Annotated in this window: 11 protein-coding genes; 6 read left to right on the forward strand and 5 right to left on the reverse strand. The window is 57.6% G+C overall.

The annotated features are described in order from the left end of the window. The 6 genes from LJD29_RS04435 to LJD29_RS04460 all read left to right on the forward strand — a co-directional run bounded on the left by LJD29_RS04435 (position 1) and on the right by LJD29_RS04460 (position 6,678). Positions 1–1,410: a hypothetical protein gene (locus LJD29_RS04435; RefSeq protein WP_446744550.1), complete on the forward strand. Its 1,410-nt coding sequence runs from the start codon at positions 1–3 to the stop codon at positions 1,408–1,410. Positions 1,411–1,447: 37 nt separating this feature from the next. Beyond that, the gene (locus tag LJD29_RS04440) at positions 1,448–1,735 is read left to right on the forward strand and encodes a phosphopantetheine-binding protein (protein ID WP_446744551.1); all 288 of its coding nucleotides are present in this window, start codon (positions 1,448–1,450) and stop codon (positions 1,733–1,735) included. Between the two features lie 3 nt (positions 1,736–1,738). After that, positions 1,739–2,959: a beta-ketoacyl-[acyl-carrier-protein] synthase family protein gene (locus LJD29_RS04445; protein ID WP_446744552.1), complete on the forward strand. Its 1,221-nt coding sequence runs from the start codon at positions 1,739–1,741 to the stop codon at positions 2,957–2,959. A 43-nt stretch (positions 2,960–3,002) separates the two neighbouring features. Then, positions 3,003–3,776, forward strand: coding sequence for an aspartyl/asparaginyl beta-hydroxylase domain-containing protein (locus LJD29_RS04450; RefSeq protein WP_446744553.1), 774 nt, complete (start codon positions 3,003–3,005; stop codon positions 3,774–3,776). Between the two features lie 255 nt (positions 3,777–4,031). After that, entirely contained in the window at positions 4,032–5,615 is a 1,584-nt protein-coding gene (locus LJD29_RS04455) for a lipopolysaccharide biosynthesis protein (RefSeq protein WP_446744554.1), read from the forward strand. A gap of 277 nt (positions 5,616–5,892) precedes the next feature. After that, on the forward strand, positions 5,893–6,678 hold the full coding sequence (locus LJD29_RS04460) for a hypothetical protein (protein ID WP_446744555.1): 786 nt from the start codon (positions 5,893–5,895) through the stop codon (positions 6,676–6,678). A gap of 9 nt (positions 6,679–6,687) precedes the next feature. Here LJD29_RS04460 and LJD29_RS04465 read toward each other — a convergent pair whose 3' ends face one another. The 5 genes from LJD29_RS04465 to LJD29_RS04485 form a co-directional block, all read right to left on the reverse strand. Next, positions 6,688–7,368 carry a Fe2+-dependent dioxygenase gene (locus LJD29_RS04465; RefSeq protein ID WP_446744556.1) on the reverse strand — a complete coding sequence of 227 codons (681 nt, stop codon included), beginning with the start codon at positions 7,366–7,368 and terminating at the stop codon, positions 6,688–6,690. A 63-nt stretch (positions 7,369–7,431) separates the two neighbouring features. Then, positions 7,432–8,124 (reverse strand): tetratricopeptide repeat protein, encoded by a 693-nt coding sequence (locus LJD29_RS04470; protein ID WP_446744557.1) that lies wholly within the window; start codon positions 8,122–8,124, stop codon positions 7,432–7,434. An 8-nt stretch (positions 8,125–8,132) separates the two neighbouring features. Further along, positions 8,133–10,820 (reverse strand): TonB-dependent receptor domain-containing protein, encoded by a 2,688-nt coding sequence (locus LJD29_RS04475; protein WP_446744558.1) that lies wholly within the window; start codon positions 10,818–10,820, stop codon positions 8,133–8,135. 264 nt (positions 10,821–11,084) lie between these two features. Further along, on the reverse strand, positions 11,085–11,759 hold the full coding sequence (locus LJD29_RS04480; RefSeq protein ID WP_446744559.1) for a response regulator transcription factor: 675 nt from the start codon (positions 11,757–11,759) through the stop codon (positions 11,085–11,087). A 288-nt stretch (positions 11,760–12,047) separates the two neighbouring features. After that, the gene (locus LJD29_RS04485) at positions 12,048–13,670 is read right to left on the reverse strand and encodes a DUF8728 domain-containing protein (protein ID WP_446744560.1); all 1,623 of its coding nucleotides are present in this window, start codon (positions 13,668–13,670) and stop codon (positions 12,048–12,050) included. Positions 13,671–13,883 lie beyond the last annotated feature (213 nt).

Here is a 13,883-nt window from a genome sequence, read left to right on the forward strand (position 1 = left end):
ATGACGACACGTTCCGCCCCCGCCGCAAAGTTTCGAGCACGTTCGCGCACAAAGAACGAAGCCGCTCTCATCGCCGCTTCGAACCAGTCAGGCGCGGCCGTACTCACCTACTCGATCACGCCGAATGCCGTACCTGTAGGCAGTCTGCAGACCTTCACCTTTACGGCAACCAACAATAGCGGCGCTCCCGTTACGATCCAGGCGATTACGGATTCAATTACGCTGGGCAATCTCAATCAGCTCACGAACAGCCCGGTCAGCCCGCAGGGTGTGGCATACCCATGGCAGGCAACGCCCAACGGCGCCACGCTGGAGTTCTGGGCTCTTGCCGCAGTCACCCTGAACGACAGCGAAGGTGTGAGCTTTAATTTTGTCGCCACGATGATTAACACACCCGGCACGGCCACCCTCAGCGTCACGGAAGTGATTGGCGGCAACTCTGCCGACGCCCCCGCACTGCCTGTTTTGTTGCAGGACGCGCTTTCCATCACCGCCTTCGCCAACCCCTGCACTGTTGGACAGCAGCGAGCCGTGGTTTTGCAGTGGAACACCATCGGCGGCCAGTATGTAACGATCTCTCCCGGGACGGACCAGCAATATCCAGCCGGAACCGCCAACACACTCGTCACACCCAGCCAGAACGCACCGAACACGGTCTACACGCTCACCGTTCATCAGGATGATCAGACAGCCGACTACCAAGTCACCGTCACTCTGGGCACGCCGGTGATCAAGAGTTTTCAGATCAAGCCGTCTCATGGGCTCCGGATCAAAGACTTCGTACAGGCCTCGTGGTCCACGCAATATGCCACCCAGGTCACGATGTCTCCGCCTCTCGATGAATCTCCTTTTGTGCAGGCCTCCGACGCGCGCAGCTTCGACCCTTCCGCCGATCTGCCAGCCAATGCGATGAGTGAGCCATACACCATCACACTGTATGGCTACCAGGGGCCGGTACAACAAACGCTTACGGTCGACTACCTGCCCATGCGCATCCTCTACCTGCGCTACTCCACGTTTCCCACGCAACAGAACCCGAATCCGCCGGTTATCTATGACGTTTTCAACGCACAGCCAGGCACCTCACTGAACCTCACCGGCAACCCCATTCAGCTCACTGCAGTCGGCCCTGGCGGCCCGGCCTACGCACAGCTTGGTGGAACCGGCCCGGAAGTTCAGGTGATGCTCGCAGATCCTTCGCCTGTGCCCAGCGGCCAGAGCACGACGATCAGTTACCTCGTGAAGAATGCCACCTCGCTTACGCTGCAACCTGGCAATCAGCCGCTATCGTTCGATAGCAACGGCAACGGTTCCGTTAGCGTTCAGCCACAGCAAAGTACAACCTATGTTCTTCTCGCCTCCAATGGCGGGGTTACCGTAACAAGCGAACTCGGTGTCTCGGTCTCCTGAGCACCTGTTCCTATCATTCATTTCTTTGAGGCATTCTATGGACATACCTCACGACACAGCCATTGAACAGGCCATCTACGAATCGATCTGGCGGGTAAAACCATCACTGCAGGCCATGCCCATGACGCCAGCCACGCGCCTCTCCAGCCTTGGGCTGGCATCTATCGAGATCATGTCCGTCGTCTTCGAGATGGAAGACGTCTTCGAAGTTTCCATTGTCGACCGCCAGCTTGATACCTTCCGTACCATTGGTGAGGGCAGAGACGTAGTTCGCAAATTACTGGACGAGCGCAATGGGCATGTTCCGGCCCTGGCAGCGGAGTAGAGCATGGCGCATCGCGTGGTGATCACCGGCATGGGGTGCGTCTCTGGCATGGGCGTGGGAGTTGAGGCGCTCTGGGATGGCCTGATGCGCGCCCAATCCGCCATCACGCCCACACACCTCGTTGCCGGGCAACATCAGACCACCCTGCCCGCTGTTCGTGTAGCGGGATATTGCCCACTCAACCACTTCACCGCCGACGAACTCATTATGCGCGACCGTTACGCGCAGTTTGCCATCGTCGCTGCGCGCGAAGCCGTGCAGCAGGCCGGCCTCGGCTGTGGCGAGCAAACGCCCGGAGATACCGGAGTTGTACTCGGCTCAGGAGGCGGTGGCGAACTGGCACGCGAAGAGGCTGCTGTGCGCATGTTCTATGAGGGCAAGATCCGCTGCAATCCGATCACCGTCCCGAAAGTGAATAACCAGGCATCCGTCGGGCTTGTCTCCATGGAATTCGGTTTTACCGGCCCGTCCTTCATCGTGGCCACCGGCTGCGCTGCAGCGACCCATGCCATGTGCCAGGCCTACCTCCTGATTCAGTCGGGCGTGCTGGTGCGTGCGCTTACGGGCGGCACCGAGGCGCCCGTCATGCTCAGCGTCTTCCAGGCGTTCGATGCGGCCCGCGTGATGTCCCACACGACCTGCCGGCCTTTCTCGCGCGATCGCGATGGCATGGTCATCGGCGAAGGAGGAGCCGTGGTCGTGATGGAAGAGCTTCAGGCCGCACGCGCCCGCGGCGCCAATATTCTCGCCGAGGTCTGCGGCATCGGCATGAGCTCCGATGCCAGCAATACTCTCTATCCAACCGAGGCCGGACCGGCCCAGGCAATCACATGCGCACTCGCCATGAGCCGCATCCACGCAGAAGAGGTTGACTACGTCAACGCTCATGGCACCGGTACGCAGGCGAATGATCGCATCGAGACAGCAGCCATTCGCCGGGCTCTCGGTCATCATGCCGACAACATCACCGTATCCTCCACCAAAGCGCTCCACGGACACGCTTTCGGTGGAGCAGGCGGCATCGAACTCGTCGCCACGGTCCTGGCCCTGCAGCACGGCGTTGCGCCGCCCACGGCCAACTACCTCGGGCACGATGAAGGATGCGACCTTGATTACGCTCCCAACGCTCCACGAGAGCGCCGTATCGACATGGCAATCAAACAGTCTTTTGCATTCGGAGGCGTGAACGCCGTCTTAGCCCTGCGCCGCGACATCCGGCTGTGATTGCTCGAGCACACAACCCTATACCCATAAGGAAGATTTCGTCATGGGATTAAGACAATGGACACTCAAAGTCCGCCGCAACGCCGGACTCTATAATTTCTCTCGCATCTGTAACCCGGTCTATGGCATTTTCACTGGCGGCAAGAAGCGTCCTGCGTTTTACGACATCGACTCCACCATTCCAACCCTGCGGCAGGTGGATGCAGCTTATCCGGTGATTCGCGCCGAACTTGATCGCATTCTGCTTCAGCAGGACGCAATGCCTCGTTATCACGAGCTCGACACCGATCTTATCTACTCCTCCGGGCGCTATCATCGCAGCAGCCGCTGGAACGTGTTCATGCTGTACTGCTACGACAGTCTGCCAGAGGCCAACCGGGAGCTCTGCCCACGCACCTGCGAGGCCATTGCGAAGATTCCTCACCTTAACCAGGCCTTCTTTTCTATTCTCGATCCTGGTAAGTCCATTCCCGCACACACTGGCCCGACGCAGGCATACCTGCGCTATCATCTCGGCCTTGTCGTTCCCGAAAACAACGCCCCCAGCATCCGCATTCGGGATGAGTTCTATACCTGGAAAGAGGGCGAAAGCGTTCTTTTCGATGACAGCCTCGACCATGAGGTCATTAACAAGTCTGATGGCATTCGAGCGGTGCTCATCCTCGATGTCATGCGGCCTTTCCCCGAGCCCATCTTCACCGCGAATCGCATTTTTCGCCACCTCGGCGTCTGGTTCTATGGCCCCAGGCTGGTCCGTAAAGCGAATGCCTTTCGTTTGCAGAATTCGCCAGCTCAACAGTCAGAAAAGCTCCCTTGAGCCTTGTGTCGCCTTACCAAAAGGCCGCTTGTCTGACTTGCGGCATATCAATGAAGCCCCTGCGAGTTTCGAGGCATCGTCATAGAGGATTGGCGGCGTTGACGAAACACCTTCTGCTTATCGTTGGGCCTCAGATTTACTGCGCCTTGCAGTGTTCCGGGCACGCTTCTCCACGCTTGCTGTTGCCAGTATTACTGGTGTCTCCCCCGGTTTAGCAACTCAACCCGGTCAACGAATAAGGCTGGATAAGACTCGATGCCCGCTGTGAATTTGCAGAATCCGACTGGCGAGAGCAGAACTCGCGTCTATGGCCGTAATGTCGTCATCAGCTCCATGCGCCTGTTTGTCATGGCGGCAAGCGGCCTTGCTCTGCCTGCTTTTCTGACACACCATCTGCCTCCTTCAACTTACAGCGCATGGGTTCTGATCCTCCAGGTTGCCGGATATGTCAGCTATCTCGAATTTGGGGTCACCACTGCTATCTCCAAATATGTCGCGGAGCATGCAGCAGCGAACGACATGGAAGCATGCAACCGGCACGCGAGCGCGGGTGTAACAATCACCTGCGTCAGCGGAGTAATCGGCGTGCTGATCAGCATTCTGCTCGCGTTCTCCGTGCCAACGCTCTTCCACGACATTCCCGCGACTCTTGTCTCCGATGTGTCGAGAGGCATTTTCCTGGTTGGAACCTCTCTTGCCATCCTGCTCGCGGCTACGGCTTTCGGAGGGATCTTCATGGGCCTTCAGCGTTTTGCATTGCCCATGTCGCTTATCACTCTGAACAAGCTCGTCTACGTCATCGTTGTACTAATCGCAGTCGCCCGCCACTTATCACTCACGGAAATGGGCGCCGCGGTTGCCATCGTCAACGTACTTACAGCAATCGCCGTTGTCGTCGCCTGGAAGCTGATGATCCCTGAAGTGCAGGTGCACCCCAGGCTGGTAATCTCGGCAACTGTCAGGAAGATGCTGGGCTATTGCGCCGTCCTTGGGATATGGACATCGGGAATGTTGCTGATCAACGGCCTCGATACCACGATCGTAGGCCACTTCGACTTCCGCAGAACGGCCTTCTACGCAGTCGCAGCGACACCGAGCAGCTTTCTCACGCTTGCGCTCCAGGCTGTGCTGGGGCCGCTCATGCCGGCAGTGTCAGCCGCGAGCATCGATCACACGCCCCGGCAGATGGGAGATCTGCTGGATAAGAGCAGCCGTCAATCCTTCATCCTCGCCCAGTTATCGGGACTACCCTTCCTGCTCTTTGCTTATTGGATTCTTTCCATCTGGGTAGGACACACGTATGCCGAGAACGGCTACATGTTGATGCGCATTCTTATCACCGCCAACATCCTGCGGCTCTTCTTCGGCCCTTACACAACAATGGTCATCGCAACCGGCCTGCAGAAGTACGCCACGCTCTCCGGCGTCTGCGAGGCGGTCGTGAATCTCATCTTCAGCATATGGCTGGGCAAGCATTACGGCGCTCTGGGAGTCGCCTGCGGAACGCTCATCGGCGCCCTGGTCGGCATCTGCGTGCACTTCTCCGTAAGCGTGCCAAAGACGAACGGGACATTTGCCATTACCCCATTGAGATTGCTTCTTTCAGGCATGCTTCGCCCCGGCGTCGCGTCTCTCCCAACCGTTGCCCTGCTTTTTCTTTACTGGTCGCCGAACGACCACAATCGCGGCTCCGCGTTTTTGGCAGCTTCTACCATCGCCTGGGCGATCGCTACGCTCCTCCTTGCATGGCAGTTTGGGCTTCTGAAAGCCGAACGTTTACGGCTCGTGAAAGCCCTGGCTGCACGCACTCACGGAAGAGCAGTAACAAGCGAACTGTGAGCACCCGGCGCCTACTGATGGATTGGACGAGGGACTTTCATCCAGCCACGCAGGCACTCTTCGTTGACTGACATCAATGAGACTTGTTCCAGAACGTGACAATTTATCTCTAAAGCGCTCTTTTGGGACGGACCTCCCCAAAACCTATGCCAAATGAGCGACAAGAGTTCTGTGGTTCACCTGTTCTGCGCGTCGCGACGATCGGACTACCGATCGGGGGCGATGCGTTTGATTTTCATTTGTCTGTTGTCGTCCCTTCTACAGCCGGAGTTGCCCGATGGCATCAGTAAACAGAGTCATTGCTTTGGTCAGAAGCCTGATGCCGCTCTCGCGTAGAGTTCGCATCCTTACGTTCTTCATCCCGCGCGCCTGGTGGTTCCGCACCAGCGTGATTCTCGCGTCTGGTCAGACCAGGTTGACTCGGCTTCTTGGCCGGCGTGACGCGTATCTGCAGGATTCATTGCTGCTCGATTACTGGCTCGTTCAACTCACAAACGTGGGACCATTCCCTATCCCCTATGAAGTTATCGGAGCCCGGCATCTTTATCACCGGCCCGGCGACAAGAACGGCCTGGTTTATGTTGGAGTCCATCTTCCCTGCTACACCGTCGCAATTCGCTCCCTGGAAGATCTGCAAGCGAAGCCAAACCTGGCTATCGCCGCCGCAGTCAGCATCGGCAGCGATGGCTGCTATCCGCTCGTGGGTCTGAAGGAAAGATTGCCGGCAGTGGAGCCCGGAGCCGCCGCATTTATGAGGACAAAGCGCGAGCTTAAGGCCAACGGCGCGGTAGTCTCCATGCTGGACGGTCACATCGGAATGCCGCTGACACATCAACTGCTTCAACTCGCCGGCAAGATCGGTGCAAGAGTTATAGCATTCTGGACGGAGTTCTCCGCGGACGGCACTATCAGGATCGTCTTCTCCGATCCGCCTTATCCGGTCTGCGACACAGACGAAAAGGTAAAGGCCAATATGGACGCCATTCACATTGAACGGGAGCGGATTCTGACTTCCATTGCTCCGCCAAATATCACGCAACAGAGCTGTGCGGCGACATCCTGACGTTACGCGCTATACCTCCGCCCATTCACGCAACAGGTTGTGATAAATGGCGGTCAGTTCGACGATCGAAGAATGACCTTCCAGATCGCGGCCTATTTTCTGGACGGCTACGTCCAGGTTGAGCAATAAGCTGCGATGAGCGTCGTGCCGAACCATGCTCTGCAGCCAGAAGAAAGAAGACACCCGGCTGCCACGCGTTACCGGCAACACACGGTGCAGGCTGGTCGAAGGATAGAGCACCATGTGGCCCGCAGGCAGTTTTACGGAGTGGCCTCCGTACGTGTCCTCGATAATCAACTCCCCGCCGTCGTACTCTTCCGGACTGCTGAGAAAAAGTGTTACCGACAGATCGGTACGAATCGATTCTCCGGTGGCGGGAATACGGCGTATCGAATTATCTACATGATTGCCAAATGAGTGGCCGCCGTCGTAACGGTTGAAGAGCGGCGGGAAGATCTTGGCAGGCAATGCCGCAGAGATGAACAACGGATTCTGCTCCAGCGCCTGAATGATTCTCCGGCCCAGCGCAATCGCAACGGGACTCGTCTCAGGCAACTGCATGTTCTCTTTCACGCGCGCAGACTGATAGCCGGCCGTCACCCTGCCATCGACCCAGTTGGTACTATCGAGCTCTTTGCGAAAATGACTCACTTCTTCCTGAGTGAGTACGTCGGGAATTTGTACAAGCATCGTGCTACCTCGAACAAAAAATGCTGTCTGTTATCAAAGTTCTGGTGCTTTGGTCGCGCACTGTTACGCCTGCATGCAAGGTGTGAGACCGGCGACAAAATCCCTGATCTCGCCTTGCGGCATGCCTTCCAGAAAAGTTGTCATCTTTTCGATGAAAGCGGGCGTTGCCGTGGCTGGCACCTGCCTAAGCCAGTGCACCGCCCCGAGCAGGTCGCCTTCCTCTATCAGGAAGCGCGCGTAGTTGAACTGCCCGCGAAAGTCTCCGCCCACCGCAGCCTGGCGATAGAGATCCCTCGCCGTGGCGCGACTGGCGCGCACGACCCATCCATCCTCGTAAAACCCGCCCAGCAGATTGATGGATTTTACGTGGCCGAGTTCCGCGGCTTTGCGGAGCCAGAAGAATGCCTCCGTCCTGTCCTGAGTAATGCCGTCTTCGCCGAGAGTAAGCAGCGTGGCGAGGTTGTACATTCCCCAGTCCAGGCCGCGTTCGGCAGCTTTACGAAACCACTTTTCAGCAAGGATCGCGTTGCGCGTGATTCCCCAGCCCTGATCGAAACAACGACCCACCATATTCACGGCCATGAGGTTGCCGCCCTGCGCGGCGCGCTCAAACCAGAAAAATGCCGCCGATGCATCGCGCTCGACATATTCTCCATCCAGCAACATCTGCCCATAGAGAACCTGGGCCTGGTGCACGCCGCGAAGCGCCGCGGCGCGCACCAGGTGGAGAGATTGTTCGTCAGGTTGATTGCTCATGAATCCGCTCAGAACTTCACGTTGAGTCCAAACACTGCAGAGCGGCCCGGCGCCAGCGTCGCATAGTGCGTGGCGTATGCCTGGCTGAAGTAATAGCGGTTGCTAAGGTTCAGCACATTCGCCTGCAGGTTGAAGTGCTTGTTGAACTCGTAGCTGCCAAACAGGTCCTCGCGGACGTAACCCGGCACCCATTTATTATTCGCCTGGCTTCCCCACACCTTGGTCAGCCCATAAATGCCGCCGCCGACACGCAGCTTCGGCAACACCTGGTAGTTGCTGGTCACGCTTACGCCGTGCTTTGCGGTATTCGGCATGGCCTGACCGTTCGTGCTTCCAAGTCCCAGGGTCGCGGCATAGCTCGTAGCTGTGAGCGTCGCATCGATGTAGCTATAGCCACCGAAGAAGTCCCACTTGCGAGTGATATTGCCGCTGAGGCCGGCCTGCGCTCCGAGCGTGCGGTCGCTTCCCGCAGCTGCCACATCGCCCGCCGAGTCAATCGTGATGCGAACGTTCTGGATGTCTTCGCGGTAGAAGTCGATCCTGGCCAGAGCACGGCCGCCACGCAGCTCACGCTTGGCGCCGAATTCCTCTTCCCGGATCGTCTCGGGTTGCAGGAAGTTGTTCCCCGCCGTGCTGAGGTTGGAAGTATCGACACCCTGGGCCAACGCGTTGCCACTGGGAATAGCCGCAGTGCTTACCGTGCCATAGACACTGCTCGCATGATCCGGCTTGTAGACGAGGCTGGCCATGTAGGTGCCGATATTGTTGACGACTTCCTGCTTCGGAATCGCCGTGGCCGAAGCAGCTGGTGTGAAGCTGGAATCATAGTGGTCGTAGCGGCCACCCACCGTGCTCTGGAAGCGAGAGTTGAAGACGATCGTATCGAAGCCGTAGACAGACCGCGTGTCCGTTGTCGAGTGCGTTGGATTGTGATTCAGCTTGATCGTGCCGGTGTCCGTCCAGGGATCTTTATCGTTCGGAGAATACAGATTCACGCAGTTGTATCCCGAAGCAGCACCCGCACCGTTCGGGCAGAATTCCGCACCCGCTGAGAATGCCGTGGTATTCAGCGTGTATGCGTCGTTGTTGCCGCGCTCGCTCGAAAACTCGGTACCCGTGGCATACGTGTGCTTGATCTTCCCCGTGCTGAGTGATCCGGAAAGATCCGTCTGGTCATCGCCCGTAAACACCGCGCTCACGCGGTCATTCGCACGGCGGAAGAGCAGCCCATAGTAAATGTTGCCTTTGCTGTCGTCCGGAAGTGTCCAGATATAGTCCTGTTCCGTGCGTTCGTAACGATAGGTGTTACGAATCAGGGCGCGCTCATGCCACAGGTCGCGCTCCACGCGGCCGGTTGCAATCTTGGTCGTGTCGCGATCATGATCGCGGTCCGTGAGTCCGTAGAAGATGCTGCGATAAGGAACCTTGAGCGGCTCGCCGTTGCCTGGTTGAAGAATGCGAGGACCGGGATCGACCGTAGGCACGGTCGACGGGTTGTTATACGGGATGCCCGAATCCGGAATGTTGTTCTGTACCAGGTGGTAGTAGTCGAGATAGGCTCGGGTTGGCTTTCCCAGACCAATGGCCAGGCTCGGCGCCACACCCCAGCGCGCGTAATGCACGCCGTCACGGCCCGGCTCGTCAGCGTCATGCCATAGGCCTGTGAGGCGACCGGTCACAAGGGGGCCCATCTCGAGGTTTCCATCCACAGTGAGGCGCTTGTAGTTCGAGGTGCCAGGCATGAAGCTGCCTGCAAGGAAATTGCCGCGACGGGCGAGCTTACTGTCGATGTTGATACTGCCGCCGCCCGTTCCGCGTCCGCCATATGCGCCGCCCGGTCCTTCCTGCACCTCGATGCTCTCTACGTCGAACGTCTCGCGCGACTGTGCTGCGATATCTCTCATTCCGTCGATATAGAGGCTGGACTGCGAGTCCAGACCGCGAATGAAGGGGCGATCGCCGATGGGGTTTCCGCCCTCGCCCGCGCCAAAGGTGATGCCGGGAACGGTGCGAAGCGCTTCCTGGAGGGTAGTCGAAGCGGTAGCCTGCAGCGTCTGCTGGCCGATCACGGTAACCGTTTGCGGCAGATCAACCAGCGGTGCCGTGTACTTCGGGGAAGAGGGCGCCACGGCATTCACCTCTACCGAACTGTTACTTCCCGCTCCATTTACTGAAAGAACCACACGATCCGGGCCTTCAAAGCGTGCCGAAACACCGGTGCCCTCCAGCGCATGGATCAATGCCTCCTGCGCCGTAAGCACGCCATTCACGCCGGGCGACTGCACCTGGCCAATGGAATCGGTGGCCATGCCGAAGGTGATGCCCGTCTCTTTCTTTAGCGCATCGAGGACCTCGTTGAGGGTACCGGCACCGATCTTGAAATTGTGAACAGTTTGCGATGGCCCGGTCTGCCCATCCGGGGCGGGCGCGGGAGCGCTCTCGGCTTCAGGCAGATCCTTTGCGTCATTTGTAACAGGCGCGGCCTCGGCACCGCGGGCCATGAACCCGGCAATCGCAAGCGCCGCCACTGCAATGATCGACGGCTTCTTACCTCGTGCAACGGCCGGCCGCGCGCTAATGCTCAATTCGTTCCTTAAAGGCTCTCCGGAAATTTCAGGCACGGTCACATCTGGACGCCCACTGAAAAAGATCGAGGTGCTTCCCATCAGGCTGCCTGTCTTTGAAGCTTGCTTCACTATCGTCTCCTTCTCTTGCTGGAAGAAATCATCTGAAAACAAAGAACTTGCATGCGTCACACGCAATAACTGCAAAATGCATGCCAGCACCCTCGCCGGCCCAAGGCCTGGTCAATATAAGACCATTCTTGTCGCATTTAAAGACACAGGAGTTCCCGTGTGGCATTCCTCTTTACTATGAACATCGCGTCTGAGAATTTCCTGAAAATCCGACAAATTTTGTCGGATATTTCAGATTTATCCGAAATACCCTGGTGAGGTGACCTAACGGGCGGAATCCCGGAGGTAATATCCGACTCCCCGTTCGGTGTGGATCAGGCGCGGCATGCCGGGCGGATCCACCTTCTGCCGGAGATAGCGGATGAAAGTTTCGAGATTGTTTTCGGACACGTCTTTGTCCGGCCAGATCGACTCGATGATCAGCCTTCTCTGCGCAATTCTCCCCCTGGACTGCATGAGGTAGTGCAGGACAGAAAACTCCGTGCGGGTGAGGTCAAGCTTGCGGCCCGCGCGCATTGCCTCTCTCTTTTCCATATCCAGATAAAGCCCGGCAAAGCGGAGCTTCTCAGCCTGTCCGCGAACAGCGGCACGCACCCTGGCGCGCAAACGCGCAACTAGCACTTCAAAATCGAAGGGCTTGGTTATGTAATCATCGGCGCCCTGATTAAGACCTCGAACGATATCCTGCGGCGTGTCCAGAGTTGTAAGAAAAACAATGGGAAGGCTTAGCCCCTGCAGGCGAAGGCGTCTCGTAAGCTCGAAACCATCGAGAACTGGAAGAGTCGCTTCGAGCAGCAGGACGTCGAAATCGTGCAACTCCGCCTGGCGGAGCCCCGCACCACCGTCAAAGCAATGTGTGACTTCCCCACCTTCGTCTTCCAACCGGATGCGTATAGAAGCTGCAAGCTCCCTGTCGTCTTCGACAACAAGGATTCGCATCCTCGACAAGGACGGATCGCTGCGCTGAGTTTTTTCTGAACCGTGCATCTTCCTGCAGCCACCACGCATGTGCGATTCACCGGTTGCTGGAGAGGTAAAGAGTACGAGCCGGATAGAAACTATGACGGGCAACAACTGGCGCCTGCTCCGCGCATATCCTTGTTGTTTCGCAAGGCGTTTCGCCAATGAAGACGCAGGCTTTCTACCGATCCAACAGTCAGTGGACTTAAAGTACGACAATTTCAGTCTTATTTCAAGAGTAGAAAATAGTCCGTCGCCTCTAACCGATCAGTTCGCTGCGCTGTCGACGTATGTGAGCTTGTAAAGCCGCTGGCACTGCCACGCATGGCCTGTGTAGTTGAATCCCCGCAACCACATTCCGAATGGGCTGCAGAACTGCGCCAGTTGCTGCAGCTTTACCTCCGACTCGTCCAGGTCGAGCATTTCGTCATCGTCAATAACCGGCTGTACAACGTACTGGATATGGTATTTCGCGAGGTATTCCGGGATATCGTCGTCCATCAGGTAAGGCAGGTATCCGCTATCCGCAAGGCCGCCGAGATCGGTGACGGACTGCGGAAGTGTATAGCTGATGCGTCCGCTATCGAATGCTCCGACGCGAGCGTTCTGTGGCAGATGAGTCGCAATCCATCGAGCCATCGCGCCATGGGTTTCGTCGATGTGAGTGATGCCGTCTATCGCAATCGAACGCCAGCCGGCCAGCGAAAAAACGCCTCCGGCAAGGACCGCGAGTATCAGGCACCGTTGCGGCCATGAAGCTCGTGCAGATGCGAGCAGAGGCTGCAGCAGCGAATAAAGACCGGAGAACACTGCCGGAAAAATCAGCAGAAGCAGGAAGGACTGATAGCGGCCACCGTGCCCGAGCACGGGGAACAGTGCGAGATACATAAAAAACTGCACTCCCGCAAGCGCGAGCAACATTCCGAATCGCGCACTGAGTTTCCGCAACCACGCAATCAGCCCTATCACCGCGAGCACAAATATTGCGCACGCCAGGATCGTGTAAAGACGATCGGCACCTTCAGCTGAAATCTGCTGCGTACCAAACACGGAAGAAAAGATGCGAGGCAGGTGCGCGAGCCACGAAAGGAAGAAGGACTTTATCGCACGCAGGCTATGCGGGCCACCCTGAAAACGAAACCATAACCACAGACGGCCCTGCATCGTAACAGGCATCAGCGTGTGTGACGTGTACAGGTTAATGCCAAAGAAGCCGGCGACGAATACTGCCCATACCGCCAGCATGGAAGCCGCCTCTCGCACAGAGCGGTGAGCCCTGCGGATTGCCAGGGCCAGCAACGGCCCAAGTGGCGCGCCTTCCGGCCGCGTGATCACCAGCAGACCCACCATCAGGCCAACGAGCAGACTGGAACGGCTCCCTGGCTCCTCTTCCTGCCGAAACCAGAGGCAGATAGATGCGAGAGCAAGAACGATCAGGAGCAGGTGCTCCATCCCGATGAGGCCGAGCCATAAAAAATTTCCGCAGAACGCGGGTGAAGCGGCAAGGATCCACCTGGCTGGTGTGGACAATCCATCCCGGGTTGCCAGAAGCAGCAGGAGCTGCCCGATACACAGCAGCAGAATCCAGCTCAGAACCAGATTGAACAGGACTGGGGAAATGTGACCACCGGTGACAAAATTGAGCGACTGGATGCAGACCCACAAGAAGCTTGTCGCTCCCGCCCCCGCTCGCCCCGGATAAAAACCCGAACTCCCGTGTGCCAGTGCGCGGGCAACGGTCTGGTAAAGGTAGGAGTCATCCAGCGGAAATCCCCATATTGTGAGTAGCGAGCTGGCAACGACCGCAAAGCCCGCCGTATAGAGAAGAATCAGCACAAGCTGTTGCCAGCGCGGCGGCGAGGGAATGTCGTAAGTTGTTTCCTGCGTCATCGTTTTACGAAGTTTGGATTACGGGGGCGGCCTTGCGAAATTGCGGCCGCGTTGAACAGCGCATTTCGCTATGTCCACCTGATCATTCTATGGCAGTAAAGCCTTTCGACCGTTTGGAGTAGGACCTCTGTCGTGGGGGCGACCCGGCAAAGACATGCATGTTTAAACGTTTTATCCGTTTCTTCGCTTGTTGTACAGTACACGGATAGGCTG

Origin of the sequence: Silvibacterium acidisoli, assembly GCA_022870745.1 — a bacterium.
In the GTDB taxonomy this organism is placed as follows: domain Bacteria; phylum Acidobacteriota; class Terriglobia; order Terriglobales; family Acidobacteriaceae; genus Silvibacterium.

Coding starts and splice junctions, on each gene's coding strand:
- LJD29_RS04435 (WP_446744550.1), top strand. CDS start 1: ATGACGACACGTTCCGCCCCCGCCGCAAAGTTTCGAGCACGTTCGCGC.
- LJD29_RS04440 (WP_446744551.1), top strand. CDS start 1,448: ATGGACATACCTCACGACACAGCCATTGAACAGGCCATCTACGAATCG.
- LJD29_RS04445 (WP_446744552.1), top strand. CDS start 1,739: ATGGCGCATCGCGTGGTGATCACCGGCATGGGGTGCGTCTCTGGCATG.
- LJD29_RS04450 (WP_446744553.1), top strand. CDS start 3,003: ATGGGATTAAGACAATGGACACTCAAAGTCCGCCGCAACGCCGGACTC.
- LJD29_RS04455 (WP_446744554.1), top strand. CDS start 4,032: ATGCCCGCTGTGAATTTGCAGAATCCGACTGGCGAGAGCAGAACTCGC.
- LJD29_RS04460 (WP_446744555.1), top strand. CDS start 5,893: ATGGCATCAGTAAACAGAGTCATTGCTTTGGTCAGAAGCCTGATGCCG.
- LJD29_RS04465 (WP_446744556.1), bottom strand. CDS start 7,368: ATGCTTGTACAAATTCCCGACGTACTCACTCAGGAAGAAGTGAGTCAT.
- LJD29_RS04470 (WP_446744557.1), bottom strand. CDS start 8,124: ATGAGCAATCAACCTGACGAACAATCTCTCCACCTGGTGCGCGCCGCG.
- LJD29_RS04480 (WP_446744559.1), bottom strand. CDS start 11,759: ATGCGAATCCTTGTTGTCGAAGACGACAGGGAGCTTGCAGCTTCTATA.
- LJD29_RS04485 (WP_446744560.1), bottom strand. CDS start 13,670: ATGACGCAGGAAACAACTTACGACATTCCCTCGCCGCCGCGCTGGCAA.